Source organism: Leptospira kemamanensis (assembly GCF_004769665.1).
In the GTDB taxonomy this organism is placed as follows: Bacteria; Spirochaetota; Leptospiria; order Leptospirales; family Leptospiraceae; genus Leptospira_A; species Leptospira_A kemamanensis.
Map to the genome: position 1 here is coordinate 66,027 of NZ_RQGG01000051.1, position 15,160 is coordinate 81,186.

The following is a 15,160-nucleotide window of genomic DNA, read 5'->3' on the forward strand; positions in this document are numbered from 1 at the left end:
GTATGGACGGGATGGATGACGACGAAAAAGGCGGTTTCCGTGGTAAAGACGGAGAAGGTAAATTCGGTCGTAAAAACGCAAAATACAAAAAGAAAGTATGTAAGTTCTGCGCTGACAAAGCGTTACTTGCAGGTTTAGATTACAAACGAGTTGATATCTTAGAAAGATTTGTTACCAATCGTGGTAAAATCATTCCAAGAAGAATCACAGGAACTTGTGGCAAACACCAAAGAGCCCTTGCTCGTGAAATCAGAAAATCCAGATCCATCGGTTTACTACCGTTTAAAGTTCTGTAGGAGTTACGGATGAAAGTTGTATTACAAAAAGACGTATTAAATCTTGGTGATGCTGGGGATGTAAAAGAAGTTGCTGATGGTTATGCACGTAACTTCCTCATTCCAAGAAGACTTGCCGTACGTGCAAACGATGGTAACACAAAAGCAGCGATCCACCAAAAGAGACTTGCTGAACTGAAACGCGACAAACGTGTGAAAGTGATGAAAGAACTTTCTTCTTCGATTGATGGTAAAACATACGAAGTGAAAGTAAAAGTGGGTGAGAACGACAAACTTTTTGGTTCTGTAACAGCGAATGATATTGCTCTCGCAATTAAAAACACTGGTGTAGAACTCGACAAACGTAAACTAGAGTTAGGCGAGCCAATCAAATCGGTTGGTGAGTTTAAAATCAAAGTTCGTTTGGCTGAAGGTGTTGTGCCTCAAATCGTAGTGAAAGTCGTCGGCCAAGCATAGTCTTACACTAACGCTTTTTCGATGAATTCTAACCCCCTTCAGGAGATAGAGTCTGAGAAGAACTTAATCGGTTACCTACTCATGCGAGGGGTAGCCGGGCAGGAAGACTTAGGTCTGAGTCCAGAAGACTTTTATATGGATACCCATAGAAGAGTCTTCGAAGCAGTGACTGACCTCATCAATGAAGGGACAAACATTGACCTAGTTACGGTCACAAACCAAATGCGAGAAAAACGTCTCTTTAAAGACGAATCTCGTGACTTGGAATACATCACATCTCTCTACAAAGACACAGTTCCGTTCCAACCATTAGAATATTATGTGCGGCGTGTGAAACGTGTTTCCGACAGACGAAAGTATGTCGAAGCTCTCTCTCAAGCCATTGACAAAGTCAAAATTGAACCTGGGGAAAACGATTCTGTTTTCAGTCTTGTGGAACAATCGCTTATGGATATCTCTCGCCAAGAGAGATCCAAAGGTTTACGAAAAGTAAAAGATGATGCCAATGCCCTTATCGATTACATCAAAAATGTTGTGGCGGCAAGCCAAAACGGAACCGGTGGTATCAATGGATTAAAAACCCATTTTACGGGACTTGATATGGCAACCACTGGTCTTAAGTCACACGAACTTATGATCCTTGCTGCCCGTCCAGGAAATGGTAAAACCACATTTGCATTGAATATCGCAGCCAATGCTGCTTTGAAAGAACGTAAAACAGTTGTTATTTTTTCGCTCGAGATGAGCCGGATCGAGCTCCTTCTCAAACTCATTAGTGCTGATGCACGGATTGATTCCTATGCTTTAAAAGCGGGAACACTCACCTCCGCACAGATGACACAATTAAAAGATAGTATTGGAAATATCACTTCTGCAAGCCTTTACATCGATGATTCAGGGTATTTAACCATCCAAGAATTTTCGGCAAGACTACGCCAACTTCGAACCACAGAAGAAGTGGGCCTTGTGATTGTGGATTACTTGCAGCTCATGAGTGATCCGAAAGCTGCTATGGGTGGACGCCAACAAGAGGTTGCCAATATTTCCAGAGGACTCAAACAAATGGCACGGGAAGTGGGTTGTCCCATCATTGCCTTATCGCAGATGAACCGTTCCATTGAAAACCGCTCCAAAGACCAAAGGCCACAACTTTCCGACTTACGGGAGTCAGGTGCTATTGAACAGGATGCGGATATTGTATGTTTTATTTATCGGGAAGAAATGGTGAAACCTCCCGAAGAGCTTGACCCAAACAAAAGGGGAATGGCTGAGATCATCATCGCCAAAAACAGAGCGGGAGCAACGGCCGATTTTCCATTGATGTTCAATCCGAAAATCAGTCGTTTCGATAACGTTCCATTATAAGAGGTTTTCAATTGAATCAGTGGGTAACATCAGAATACAAAAATCGAATTAGCGCAACAAGTGTCTCAGATGCTTCCGTTGGTAAAACATTATTCCTTTCCGGTTGGGCGTTTCGTTACCGCGACCAAGGGGGAGTGATCTTCATCGACCTTCGGGATCGTTCTGGAATTTTACAAATTGTAGCAAGAAAAGAAATCTTGGGAGATGATTTTTCCAAAGTCGAAAAAATTCGTTCCGAGTATGTGATCGCAGTGAAAGGAAAACTTTCCCTTCGTGATGCGGAATCCATCAATCCTAAGATGGAAACTGGGAAATACGAACTCATTGCCGAAGCAATCGAAATCTTAAATACATCCAAAACTCCTCCTTTCACTTTAGATGAGTTTGATCCTTCGGGCGAAGAAATTCGTTTGAAGTATCGTTACCTCGATATGCGAAGAGAAGAACTTCGGGATCGTTTGGTATTCCGCCATAAACTAACCTTTGCTTTGCGGGAATACCTAGACCAACATTCCTTTTTGGAAATTGAAACTCCGATTCTCAATAAATCCACTCCAGAAGGAGCCCGTGACTTTCTTGTACCGTCTCGTTTGAATGCAGGTGAGTTTTATGCACTCCCACAATCACCACAACTTTTCAAGCAGATCCTGATGATTGGGGGAATGGAACGATACTTCCAAATCGTAAAATGTTTTCGGGATGAAGACTTACGTGCTGATCGCCAACCGGAATTCACACAGTTAGACATGGAATTTTCTTTTGTGACGGAAGAAGACATCTGTCGTGAAATCGAAGCTATGTGGGCGTATGCCTTAAAAAAAGTGTTTCAATTAGAAGTGAATGCTCCTTTTGCCACCATGCCATACCATGTGGCGATGGAAGAATACGGATCTGACAAACCAGACATTCGTTTTGGAATGAAACTTGTGAATGTATCGGAACTTGTGAAATCTTGTGACTTCCAAGTCTTCACGGGTGCCATCGCAAGTGGTGGTGTGGTCAAAGCGATCTGTGTTCCTGGTGGGTCTACGATCTCACGGAAAGAAATCGAAGACTTCACTGCATGGCTATCTCGCGACTTCCGTGCCAAAGGCCTTGCTTACATGAAACATGGAGCAAACGGACTCGAATCAACGATCACAAAACGTTTCACTCCAGAAGCTTTAGAGGCCATTGCGAAAGCAGTGGGTTCCAAAGAAGGGGATATGGTATTTTTTGGCGCAGATTCGTCTAAGATTGTGAATGCCTCTCTTGGTGCCTTACGTTTGAAATTATCAGAAAAATACGATCCACCTAAGGTTCCTTATAGTTTCCATTGGGTGGTTGATTTTCCTATGTTTGAGTTGGATGAAACCACAAAAACTTGGACCTTTCTCCACCACCCATTCACCTCTCCCAAAGAAGAGGACTTCCAAAAACTAAGAGATTGGAAGGCAGGGAAAGAAGTTGACCTTTCTTCGATTGGTGCAAAAGCTTATGACCTAGTTCTGAATGGAACAGAAATTGGTGGTGGATCGATTCGTATTCATAACCCAGAGATCCAAAGCCTAGTGCTTGAGGCGATTGGGATTGGAGAAGAAGATGCAAAATCCAAGTTTGGATTTTTACTCGATGCTTTATCCTTTGGTGCTCCTCCTCATGGTGGGATTGCCTTTGGAGTGGATCGCATTATGATGTTACTCACTGGTGGAACTTCGATCCGTGATGTGATTGCCTTCCCAAAAACGCAAAAAGGAACTTGTATGATGAGTGAAGCGCCAGGTCCTGTCGAAGCAAAACAATTAGAAGAACTCAAACTCAGGGTAGTCACAATTTAGTATGGATGAAAGTTTTACATTCCAGGAAGAATCCCTCTACCAAACGGTATGTGGGATCAGTGACAGCAAACTCCCGTTATGGGAAAGTCGACTGAATGTAAAACTTATCCCCAGAGGGAAGTCTCTGATTATCCAAGGAAGTGAGGATCATGTGCAAGTGGCCCTTGATACCTTTCGCAAAGTAGAAGAAAATTTCAAACGAAGACCTGACAAATCCGAATATTCCTTTTTTGATATCGATTATTTGGTGAATAAGGTCAAAGACTCGAGTGGTGGTTGGCCAACACCTGGCTCTTCTGACTTCCAAACAGCGGGAGAAACTTGGACACCCAAAGACAAAATTTTTGTCACCTTTAAAGGGAAACCCATTTTCCCAAGAACCAAAAACCAAGAAAGTTTTGTGGATAGCCTGCATAAAAACTACATCACCATTGCCATGGGACCTGCGGGTACTGGAAAAACCTTTTTGTCCATTGCCACAGCATGTCGTATGATGCAAACGGGAGAAGTGGATAGGCTCATCCTCACAAGACCAGCCGTGGAAGCTGGAGAAAACTTAGGTTTTTTACCGGGTGACTTAACGCAAAAAGTAAACCCGTATTTACGTCCCATCTATGATGCGTTACACGAGTGTATTGGTTTTGAAAAAACTAGTGAATACTTACAAGTGGGAAAAATTGAAATTGCTCCGATTGCCTTTATGCGTGGACGAACTCTTTCTCATTCCTTTATCATTTTAGATGAAGCCCAAAACTGCACACTTCCCCAACTCAAAATGTTTCTCACACGTTTTGGGAAAAATTCCAAAATGGCAATTTCGGGAGATGCCACACAAATTGACCTGGCTCATGGCAAATCGGGGCTCGAAAAAACAGTTTACACACTCCGAAATTTGAATGGAATAGAGACAATTTTTTTCGGAAGAGAAGACATTACCCGTCACCCGATAGTGGAATCGATTGTCCGACGATTTGAAGAAAACGAGAGCCTTTTTAACAAAAAACCATGAAAGCAATCATTGATTCTTCGATGACAAGTGTGACTGACTTTTTAACAAAAGTTAGACCAGTCTCCGTTGTTCGTAACATCCAAATCATTTTAGTTTCTCTTACGTTGTTATTTGTGACCTACGTGCTTTCGATTCCTTTTTTTGGGCAATCCAAGGTCAATACGGATCCAGATGGATTATTTTCCGAAGGGAAAATTGCCCCCGAAACCATCCAATCCGTAAAAGAATTTTCTTATGAAGACGTAGAAAAAACCAATTTAGAAAGGCAAAAAGCAAAGGCCAATGTCCCTTTTGCTTTTGATAAAGACTTTGGTGTCCTTGCCTCAGGAATCGATACCAATTTATCGGAAGACCTAGAAATCCTTCGTTCCATCATCCAAGAAGGAAAATCCAATCCTTCCGTGATCAAAGATCGCATCCCAAGATGGCGCAATCGTACCAATGATGAAATCCAAGCGATTTTGGATTATCCGAAAAAAGAAAAATTAAAAAACTTCATCCAACAATACACCAATTTGATTTTTTCGAAGTACTGTATTGTCAAAGAAGATTTATCCTTTGCCAAAGACTTAGACAAAGCAGGTGCCAAAATTCGAAACATTGGAACCCAAGACCATACCACCATTATTGATGGAAACTTGGTGATCCCTAGGTCACAAATTTACAAAGATGGTCCTGTCACTTCCGTATTATCTAAGTTAGCTTCTGAAAAATTGCCAAATGTTTCCGACTCACTTCTCAAAGCTGTTTCTAGAATTGGATTGTATTATGTATATTCCTATCCCGCTTGTAATTACAACCCGGAAGAAACAGAGAATGCTAGGTTAAAAGCTGCGAATGCTGTATCCGTACAAAAAAGCCGAATCCAAGCCAACGAAATCATCGTCAGAGCAGGGGATGTCATCACACCCGAAGTGAAGTTAAAACTGGATATGATGAATTTGTATGCCACAAGAGCAAACCTTGCATCCATCATTTCTATTTTTCTCACACAATGTGTTCTCATTGTCATCGTTGGCTTTTATTTGATTCGGTACCGACCAAACCGGTTAAATGACCTTTCCAGTAACCTCATCATCTTTTTTACTCTTTGGATTGTCATTGCTTCGATTTATTTATTATCCAAGGTGTTTTATGCAACTGACAGTGATTTGTCGGCAGTGTATTATTTCGGAATGTTTGTCCCGGTTGGGATGTTATGTTTGTTACTCGGATTTGTGTATGACGAACAACTTTCAATAGCGATTGGATTCTTTTTAGCCTTTGCTGTGTTTTTTGCCTCTCGGTACAATCCTACTTCTTTTATGTTGGCTTTCACCGTGGCGGTGATGAGCTCCATTTATGGAAGAAGGTTACTGAAACGAATCGATTTTTTAAAAGCGGGTTTTTTACTTACCTTCGTTCAAATCCTTGTGACAACAGCAGGGTATCTCTTTGATGGACGGGAGTTTTACGTATCCACTGGAGCTGGTTTTTTTAAAGATCTAACCAATTCCAATTTGTTTCGAATCACTGTGATGTGTTTTGTGAATGGCTTTGCGAGTGCGACTGCGGTTCAGTTTTTACTTCCCCTCTATGAATATATTTTTAATATTCCCACTCGATTTAAGTTGATTGAACTGGCTGATACGGGCCATCCTCTCTTACAACAGCTTCTTACGAAAGCTCCTTCTACCTACACACATACCTTTATGGTGGCAGCTCTTTCCGAACGAGCGGCACAAAACCTAAACCTGGATCGCCTTCTTGTGCGAGTTGGTGTTTACTTTCATGATATAGGAAAAATTCCGAATGCTGGATTTTTTGTCGAAAACCAACATTTGATCCCAAAACCGGAACACATTGATAAAAATAATCCGGCTCTTGCTGCAAAGACAGTCATCGATCACGTGTTAGATGGAATTGAAATGGCTAAAAAAGCACGGCTTCCGCGTGAGATCATCAGTTTTATTCCAGAACACCATGGAACATCTACCATGGCTTTCTTTTACCACAAGGCTTTACAAGAAATCCCAAGCAGTGCTCGTAAAAATATAAACAAAAAAGATTTTCAATACCCAGGGCCAAAACCGCAAAGTAAGGAAACAGCCATTGTGATGATTGCGGATTCCTTGGAAGCCGCTTCTCGTTCGTTAGACGAAGTGTCCCCCGAAAGTTTGGATGATTTAATTCGTAAAATCATCAATTCCAAACTGGCTGAGAATCAATTGGATGAAAGTGGATTAACCATAGGAGATTTGGAAATCATCAAAGGAAGTTTTAAGGAAGTATTACTTTCTAGTCTCCACCAAAGACCCAAGTATCCAAAACCTGAAGACACAAAAGCATTAGAATCAGCCAATTCCAAAAAGTCAAAGCGATGAATTCCTCCCTTTTGGTGTCCACCGAGTGGAACGATGAAACCAACCAATCCGAAATTGATCCAGAATTAGTTCTTGGGAACTGTGAACGTATTTTAAAGTATTTAGCTCCTTCCTTTTTGCATGCATTAGAACTTTCTATTTTACTCGTGGATGATGCCCAGATGACAGAAATCAATGGGGAACGTCGCGGGAAAGAAAAACCAACGGACGTCTTATCGTTTCCTTTGTATTCCAATGTGGAAAAACTACCTGTTCAAATTTTGGGAGAGGTTGTCATTTCCATGGAAACATGTAAAAAACAAGCATTGGAAATTGGTCACTCCGTCATAGATGAATTTTATCGTTTGCTTGTACATGGAATCTTACACCTGTTTGGTTTCGATCATGAAACAAACGAAGAAGATGCGATTCTAATGAGAAAAATGGAAGATCAATGTTTGGATTTGGTTTTTGTTTCGTAAATGGCGATTCGGAAAGAAACGGGAATTATCATCCAAAGTAAGGACATCGGGGATAGTGATCGTCTGATCAGTTTAGCTGGGGAAACCCAAGTCCGAATGAATTTTATCAGCAAAGGGATTCGGAAGTCCAAAAGACGTGCCATCATCTCTACTGAACTCGGATGCCTTGTGGAAGTGGATTATTATGACCAAGCCGAAAAAGATTGGAAGTCAACAAAAGAGATCCACCTCACCAAACGTTTTGATGAATTAAAATCTGATTATGTAGGAACTCTATTTGTTTTGTACATCACAGAACTAACCGCCCATTTGTATCCGGAAGGAGAGAGTCATCCTTTTTTATACCAATTGCTCCAAGGAAGTTTGGAGACCTCCAATGCCAATGGATTTCGAAAAGAAATTTTACCGTTTTTTAAACTCCGAGCTTTGACACATATGGGCCATTTCCCATCTGAGTTTTACTGCCATACCTGCGGGGAAGAAGTCTTAACGAAAACAAAGGCATATTTCTCTGTGGATTCCCGTGAATTTTTATGTTCGGATTGTCATCCCATCACCAAAGATCATTTGCCTGTTTTAAAACTGTTTTCTACAATGTTATCTAAGAAATTTTCAAATGTGCTGGCTATCTTTCCAAAAGAAACGGAATACAGAGAAGGGGATTTGATCCTCAATCAGTTTTTACGGTCTCTTTTTGGGAGAGAGTTAAAGTCCTATTTTGAATTTTATAAAACCATTGGGGATTTATGAATTTTATCACCAAAACCATTTTGTTAGTGATGACGGTTTCCGTATTTCTTGCTCTCTTTCAATTGCTTTTAAAATCTGAGAACTTGAAATCGTCTTCTTTTTCCAAAACTTCCCAACCGAAACAAGTTTCCTTCCAAGCCATCTTTCGTGATCCGAAGGAAACCATTCCCAATTTTGTCACACGTTTCAAAATCAAAAGTTTTGCACTATGGGAAAATGCAGACCAATTAAAGATGGAATTAAAAATAGAAAAATGAAAGCCAATCAATTATTAAAGAATCTTGTATTAAAAGAACTCGAGACGGCGGTCAAATCGTATCTTTCCAAACTCAATGTAGATCTGCCACTCTCTGATTTTAAAATCCGAATTGAATACTCTAGGGATGAAAAATTTGGTGATTACTCCTCTCCCTTTGCCTTAGAAAATAAAAATTTACTAAAATTGAATCCAAAAGAAATTGCAGAAGCGGTTTTATTGGAGATCAAAAATGATTCTATTTTTGAATTTGTCACTTTTTCCCCACCAGGATTTATCAATTTTCGGATCCGTTCTTCTTTTTTAGTCCAGTATGCAAAATCGGTGATGGAACCAGTCGTTTCGTTTGCCAAAACAGAAACTACAGAAAACGTATTACTTGAGTTTGTTTCTGCTAATCCCACTGGACCTATGAATATTGTGTCTGCCCGGTCTGCAGCATATGGGGATGCTCTTGCGAATTTACTTTTAAGCCTTGGACACACCGTCAAACGAGAGTTTTACGTAAATGATTATGGAAACCAAGTATATCTTTTGGGTGTGGCTGTACTCTTACGTATCTTTGAGGAAAAGGGAGAATCCATTTCTTTCCAAGAAGAAGAAAGTGATGAATCCGTATTTCCTCTGATTGAAAAACGAATTTTACCAAAAGAAAGTTATCGTGGAGAATACATCAAAGATATTGCCAAAGAATTACTTATTGATGGTACGAAACGAAAACAAGTAGAAGAGTGGATTTCCAAAAAAAATTGGGAAGAGTTGGTTCAGTTTTTATCCAAGTATGCTGTGGAATACAACCTAAGTAGGCAAAAAGAAGATCTCAAATTATTTGGAGTCAACTTTGATTTGTTTTATAGCGAAAGAAGTTTACACGAAGTGGGAGCGGTGGAAGCAGTTCCCTCTCTTTTGAAAAAGGAAGATGTGACTACCATTGATGGCAAACTTCATTTTTTATCCACAAAGTATGGTGATGATAAAGACCGAGTGATTCGAAGAGAAGATGGAAGGCCAACCTATCTCATGGCAGATATTGCCTACCATTATGACAAATACAAACGAGGTTTTGATAAACTCATTGATATTTGGGGACCAGACCACTATGGTTATATCGCGCGATTAAAAGGTGCCGTCGAATCGTTTGGGAAACCAAAAGAGAGTTTTATGGTTCTCATCGCCCAACAAGTAAACCTCATTGAAAACAAAGAAAAAGTAAAGATGAGTAAACGTCTTGGGATATTCCAAACCATGCGGGATTTACTTGCGTATTTGGGAAAAAATGGAAAGGATGTGGGCCGTTATTTTTTCCTCATGCGTAGTTCGGATGCTCCCCTTGATTTTGATTTGGACTTAGCCAAAGATGAGTCGGATAAAAATCCTGTGTTTTATATCCAATATGCCCATGCCAGAGTTTGCTCCATCTTTCGTGAATTACAAATCTCTTTATCCGATTGGAAGGCTCCTTCCACATTGAATGGAGAATGGTTTCAATCAGAAGAACGACTTCGCCTTTTATTTTGGGTGTCCAGGTTCCAAGAAGAAGTTTATGACACAGCGACAAACCTCGAACCGCACCGCCTAACGAACTACCTACAATCCCTCAGTAAAGCCTTTACCAAGTTTTATTCACATAAGGACAACCGGATTAAGGAAAAACAAGGTGAAGAAAGAGATCACTTACTCCTACTCATCTACTTTACTAAACTTTCGATCGCTTCGGGTTTGGAACTTCTTGGAATTTCTGCTCCTGAAAAAATGTCCAAAGAAGAAGCGTAAGTGCACGTGTCACCCTACATTGTCATTTTGTCGACAGGATCGGAGCTCACTGCAGGAAGGAGTTTGGACACAAACTCTGGTTGGATCGCCAACCAATTGTTTGAACTCGGTTGGAAGGTAAAAAAATTCATTACCCTACCGGACGATCCCAAACTCATTTTATCTGAGTTACAATCTTTACAAACACTAGCCAAAGAAAGACCAGTTCTAGCGATTATGACAGGGGGACTCGGACCCACAGAAGATGATTATACCTTAGAAACGGTTCTCACATTAACTGGAAAAACATCCTATTCTGTCGAAAAAGCAAAACTACGGCTAACTAAAATCTATGAAGCCAGAGGAAAGGAATATAAAGATATCCTACCAAATGTATTTCGCCAAACATTTGTTCCTGAAGGCTGTAAAACATTGGATAACTCCGTTGGCATTGCCGTGGGATTCATAGAATCCTTAGGGGATCATTCTTATTTAGTCTGTATGCCTGGTGTCCCTTCTGAGATGACAGAGATGTTCAAACGACGCCTTGTCCCTGAATTAAAAAAATTCTACCCAAGAGAGAACTTAGTCCAAAAAACAAAATGGTTATGGAATATCGGTGAATCCTTATTTCAAAACGATTTTATTGAACCTAATAGGATAGAGTTTTTTTCGGAAGCGGAATGGGGAGTTACTGCTAATCGAGGTTATATTAAGTGTATCTTTCAATCTACAAATGAACCCTTACTTTCTACCATCATCCAAAGATTAGAAGAAACCTATCCAAAAATCATCTCTGATGATGTATTTCAATTTGTCCACGAACGGTTGTTAAAAGATAAGTTAACGATTTCAGTGGCAGAAAGTTGTACGGGTGGACTTCTTGGAAAAAAACTGACAGAACAACCAGGTTCTAGTTCTTATTTTATTGGTGGTTTTTTAACCTATTCCAATGAAATGAAATCGTCCTTACTGGGAATCCCTATGGAATGGATCACGACTCATGGAGCAGTGAGTGAACAAGTGGCAAAGGCCATGGTAGAAGGTCTATGCCAAAAAACAGAAACTGATTTTGGAATTTCCATCACAGGAATTGCGGGGCCAGAAGGTGGGAGTCCCCAAAAACCGGTGGGAACAGTTTGCATAGGACTTCGGGAACCAAATGGAAACGTCTCCGTACACCGATATATATTTCCAGGTAACCGGGAATCCATTCGCGAAAATGCAAGTAACACCGCTTTATTTTTAGTATACCAATCATTCAAACACTAGGATCGTATCAAATATGTTTCAGAACATCTTGTATTCCCTTGGATTTTTCATTTTGTTTTATTTGAGTTGGGATGTGGATTTACAATTTGTTCCAAACATTAGGGAAACGTGGATTTGGAATTTAGAAGGTCGATTTGGAACTACTTCTCCGAAATTAGGAGAAGACCCATTGAAAACCATCAATGGTTACAAATTCAACAAACAGTTTTACTCCTTTAAAACGAGTTCTCGGCCAGAGATTGATCCCAAGTATCTAGTCGATTTTCCGTTACTTGGAAATGGTTACCTTTTGTATGAGAAAATTGGAGATGAGGTAAATTTTTATTCCGATAGCAGTGAACTCTATTGGAAAAAACCAATCAATTCCTATCCAAGGAGTGGATACTATGCTTCCCCCGTTTTGTATTTATCCGGTGATAATAATACGGTATTTTTACTGGATGAAAGTGGTAATCGGATCGGTAAACAAGAGTTAAATGGAAGGTTTTTGACCGATTACCAATTTGATCCGAAAAACAAAGGGGTTGTGGTTTTGTTTTCGGGTGGAGAAATTTACCGTTTAGATGAAAAAGCAAATCTTATCTTTGGATTTGATCTTTCAAAAGAAAAACAAAATTCATTTTTTAAATCGGTTTCTTTATCTCCAGATGGCAAACTCGTATCCGTACATTATTCGGTTGAGGACAAAGACTGGATTCTTCTATTAGATGCGAAAGGGGAAGTGATAGAAGAATTTCCTTTAGTCAAATTTTATCCTCACCAATTGTACTTAGCAACAGGAAACGAAGGACAAATATTTTTGCAGACACCTGAGTCCTTACAATTTTATGAAGATGGAAAGTTGGTTTGGGAAAAAACAAAATCCAAACAAGGTGGTGTGTACCAGTCTATTTTTGCTACCGACTCTTTTGTCGTAACAGCAGTGGATTCAGAATTATTGTTTCTGAATGGGAAAGGGGATCTAATCCGAAAAAAAAGAATCGCACCGACGGAATTTCCGATTCGGTTTTTTCCAGGAAAATCCAATTCCGTTTTCTATATGGAAACAAAAACAGATTTGGTGCAGTTTCAAAAATTGTGAAAATGGATACGATTTTTTTCGAATCCATAGGGTTTCAATGATAGATTCGAGTTGTTCCGATGGCAATGAACATCAAAAGGAATCCGTGTTTCATTCTTTTGTTTTAAAAAAGGTTCTTAAAGCGAATTCGATTTTGGATCCACTTCATAGATGGATAAGGATTTAAATCCGGTTCTTCCTTCCCTGTTGATCATCGAAATGGTTTCTGTACAAACTCCAGGTTTGATATTAAAGATCAGTTGGTCTGAAATCTCTCGGCAAATATAAAGCCCTCGGCCATGGCTATCTTCTAACCCTTTTGGAAAACCTGTGGTTTCATCAATGCTAATATGTCTGTCCAATCGGTGTAAGATCTCCTCTTTCCGAAGGGATCCAAACTGATCTCGAACAACAATAAAAATTGTACTTTCTGTGGATCCATATCCAATCAGAAAATAATCGTCCGGCATGAGTTGGATATTGTCGAGAGGCACTACCATATCATGACTCGGAATTTCAAATTGGTATTTGTATTCCCCTTCGTTGGTTCTGGGAGCTCGGATCATCGCATTGGAAGTAAGTTCCTCAAGTACCTGTTGGATGGCTTTAGGGGCACCGAGTTGGATTAAGTTTTTCGAAATTTTCCCACAGAGGATGGAACGATCTTGATCTGATTTAATTTGTTTGTAAACGATCCCATTGATCGGGGCCTCTTCAAACTCACTATTGATATTCTGATCAAATACCTGGAAGTCTTTTGCAAAATACTTTTCAATTCCAAAGATATCATTGGATAATAATTTTTCTACCATCACTTCGATGAGGTGGATATCTAAAAAACTATATTTGGGGATGATATTCCAAATTTGTAGATCTTTGGCATACTTTATGTATTCATTGATATTGTAAGCAGTCATCAGTGCATACAACACATGTGGAAATTCTTTTTGGATGAGTTTCACAAGATCGATTCCGGATTTTCCAGGCAAACGAATGTCAGTGATGGTTAAGTCTATTTTTTCATTAGTCAAATACCAAACAGCTTCTTCAAAATGTTCCGCACCAAATACATTGTATTTTGTGCTTAACAAATCCATTATGGCTTCGCGAATGGAATGGATGTCTTCTACAATCAATATGGATTGTTTCATGTACTTGGCTCCGTGATATCATTTGTGAGCGGAAAAGAAATCGTGAATCTGGTTTTTTGTTCTACTGATTTTACAGAGATATTCCCATCGTGTTCTTTGACAATGGAGTGGCAAATCGAAAGACCAAGGCCTGTTCCTGTTCCTGATTTGTTACTTGTGAAAAAAGGATCAAATATCTTTTGGATGATGGCATCGGGGATTCCACCTGCATTGTCTTCAATGATGATATGCAGCCAGTTTTTGGTTTTTCGAATTTCGATACTAATTTCACCAGGTCTGTAATCGAATGCTTGCAAAGAGTTCCGAAATAAATTCATAAAGAGACGTTCCATTTTTCCTGGATGGAAGGGGAACTGATACTCATGGTCACAAGTGATTTTCCAATTGATGTTTTTACTTAAATGAGGGTAAAGTCGAATGATTGTATCTTTGGCACGATTGATCGTTTCCACAATATCACCAAGTGTGACTTTCACTTTATCTGTTTTGGCAAAAGAGATGATATCCGAAACAATGATTGCTGCACGAGAGATATCATTTTTAATCATATCCAATCGTTTCTCAATTTGTTCTGGGGGCTGGTTTTGCCAGTTTGCTTTGAGGTTTTGAAGGGTTAAACTAATTCCTGTTAATGGGTTGTTTAATTCGTGGGCAATCCCTGAAATTAAAATTCCAAGGGATGCAAGGTTACGCATCCGAAAGGATTCTTCTTCTTTTTCTCTTTGTTTGGTAACGTCAGAGATTTTTTCCACCATCCAAAACAAATCCTCTTGTTTGGGATATGGGTAAAATTCTAAAAGTAAGGTTTGTTTTTTGTCTTCGGATCTAAAAAAAATTTCGCGAGTGATGGGAGTCGAATAACTTTGAGTTTTTTCTTTGGTCTTAACATTGATTTTGGGACAATAAGGACAAACATCTGTTCGTTGGTATAAAACTTCGTAACATTTTCTGTCTAAAAGTTCATCGTATTTATTGTTTTTAGCAAAGAGGATGGTTGCTAAATTGGCTCTTTGGATGTTGAAGTCTGAATCGATAAGGACAAGGGGATCTTGAACCACATCATAAATAGCTTCCAATTCTCTGGCTTTTTCGGCCACTTTTTCGATGTTATCTATCGAATGGGAATCACCATTGTTTTTAAGTTCTGACAAT

14 protein-coding genes are annotated in these 15,160 nt (G+C 39.6%); 12 read left to right on the forward strand and 2 right to left on the reverse strand.

The features are described from left to right. Positions 1–11 precede the first annotated feature (11 nt). Genes rpsR through EHQ59_RS17420 form a run of 12 tightly spaced genes read left to right on the forward strand, consistent with a single transcriptional unit; the run spans position 12 to position 12,878 of the window. A complete protein-coding gene (gene rpsR / locus EHQ59_RS17365; RefSeq protein WP_174705011.1) occupies positions 12–296 on the forward strand; it encodes a 30S ribosomal protein S18 in 285 nt (94 codons plus the stop codon). Positions 297–305: 9 nt separating this feature from the next. After that, a complete protein-coding gene (gene rplI, locus EHQ59_RS17370) occupies positions 306–752 on the forward strand; it encodes a 50S ribosomal protein L9 (protein WP_108958491.1) in 447 nt (148 codons plus the stop codon). Positions 753–773: 21 nt separating this feature from the next. Continuing rightward, complete coding sequence (gene dnaB / locus EHQ59_RS17375) at positions 774–2,117, forward strand: replicative DNA helicase (RefSeq protein ID WP_135621223.1); 1,344 nt, start codon at positions 774–776, stop codon at positions 2,115–2,117. Between the two features lie 11 nt (positions 2,118–2,128). Next, positions 2,129–3,934 (forward strand): aspartate--tRNA ligase, encoded by a 1,806-nt coding sequence (gene aspS, locus EHQ59_RS17380; protein WP_135621224.1) that lies wholly within the window; start codon positions 2,129–2,131, stop codon positions 3,932–3,934. Between the two features lies 1 nt (position 3,935). After that, the gene (locus EHQ59_RS17385; protein WP_135621225.1) at positions 3,936–4,943 is read left to right on the forward strand and encodes a PhoH family protein; all 1,008 of its coding nucleotides are present in this window, start codon (positions 3,936–3,938) and stop codon (positions 4,941–4,943) included. After that, positions 4,940–7,306: an HD family phosphohydrolase gene (locus tag EHQ59_RS17390; RefSeq protein WP_135621226.1), complete on the forward strand. Its 2,367-nt coding sequence runs from the start codon at positions 4,940–4,942 to the stop codon at positions 7,304–7,306. Before EHQ59_RS17385 ends, EHQ59_RS17390 begins: the two co-directional genes overlap by 4 nt. Further along, the gene (gene ybeY / locus EHQ59_RS17395; protein ID WP_135621227.1) at positions 7,303–7,767 is read left to right on the forward strand and encodes an rRNA maturation RNase YbeY; all 465 of its coding nucleotides are present in this window, start codon (positions 7,303–7,305) and stop codon (positions 7,765–7,767) included. Before EHQ59_RS17390 ends, ybeY begins: the two co-directional genes overlap by 4 nt. Then, complete coding sequence (gene recO / locus EHQ59_RS17400; RefSeq protein ID WP_135621228.1) at positions 7,768–8,517, forward strand: DNA repair protein RecO; 750 nt, start codon at positions 7,768–7,770, stop codon at positions 8,515–8,517. Continuing rightward, positions 8,514–8,774, forward strand: coding sequence for a hypothetical protein (locus EHQ59_RS17405; RefSeq protein WP_135621229.1), 261 nt, complete (start codon positions 8,514–8,516; stop codon positions 8,772–8,774). The genes recO and EHQ59_RS17405 overlap by 4 nt, the downstream gene beginning before the upstream one ends. Then, positions 8,771–10,546: an arginine--tRNA ligase gene (gene argS / locus EHQ59_RS17410; protein ID WP_135621230.1), complete on the forward strand. Its 1,776-nt coding sequence runs from the start codon at positions 8,771–8,773 to the stop codon at positions 10,544–10,546. Before EHQ59_RS17405 ends, argS begins: the two co-directional genes overlap by 4 nt. 6 nt (positions 10,547–10,552) lie before the next feature. Further along, positions 10,553–11,797, forward strand: a complete 1,245-nt coding sequence (locus EHQ59_RS17415) for a nicotinamide-nucleotide amidohydrolase family protein (protein ID WP_135621231.1) — start codon at positions 10,553–10,555, stop codon at positions 11,795–11,797. A 13-nt stretch (positions 11,798–11,810) separates the two neighbouring features. Next, a complete protein-coding gene (locus EHQ59_RS17420) occupies positions 11,811–12,878 on the forward strand; it encodes a hypothetical protein (protein WP_135621232.1) in 1,068 nt (355 codons plus the stop codon). Positions 12,879–12,994: 116 nt separating this feature from the next. On the opposite strand, the gene EHQ59_RS17425 is transcribed toward EHQ59_RS17420, so the two are convergent. Both EHQ59_RS17425 and EHQ59_RS17430 read right to left on the reverse strand, forming a co-directional pair. Continuing rightward, a complete protein-coding gene (locus EHQ59_RS17425; protein WP_135621233.1) occupies positions 12,995–14,008 on the reverse strand; it encodes a response regulator transcription factor in 1,014 nt (337 codons plus the stop codon). After that, positions 14,005–15,159, reverse strand: coding sequence for an LIC_12097 family sensor histidine kinase (locus tag EHQ59_RS17430; protein WP_135621234.1), 1,155 nt, complete (start codon positions 15,157–15,159; stop codon positions 14,005–14,007). Before EHQ59_RS17430 ends, EHQ59_RS17425 begins: the two co-directional genes overlap by 4 nt. Position 15,160 lies beyond the last annotated feature (1 nt).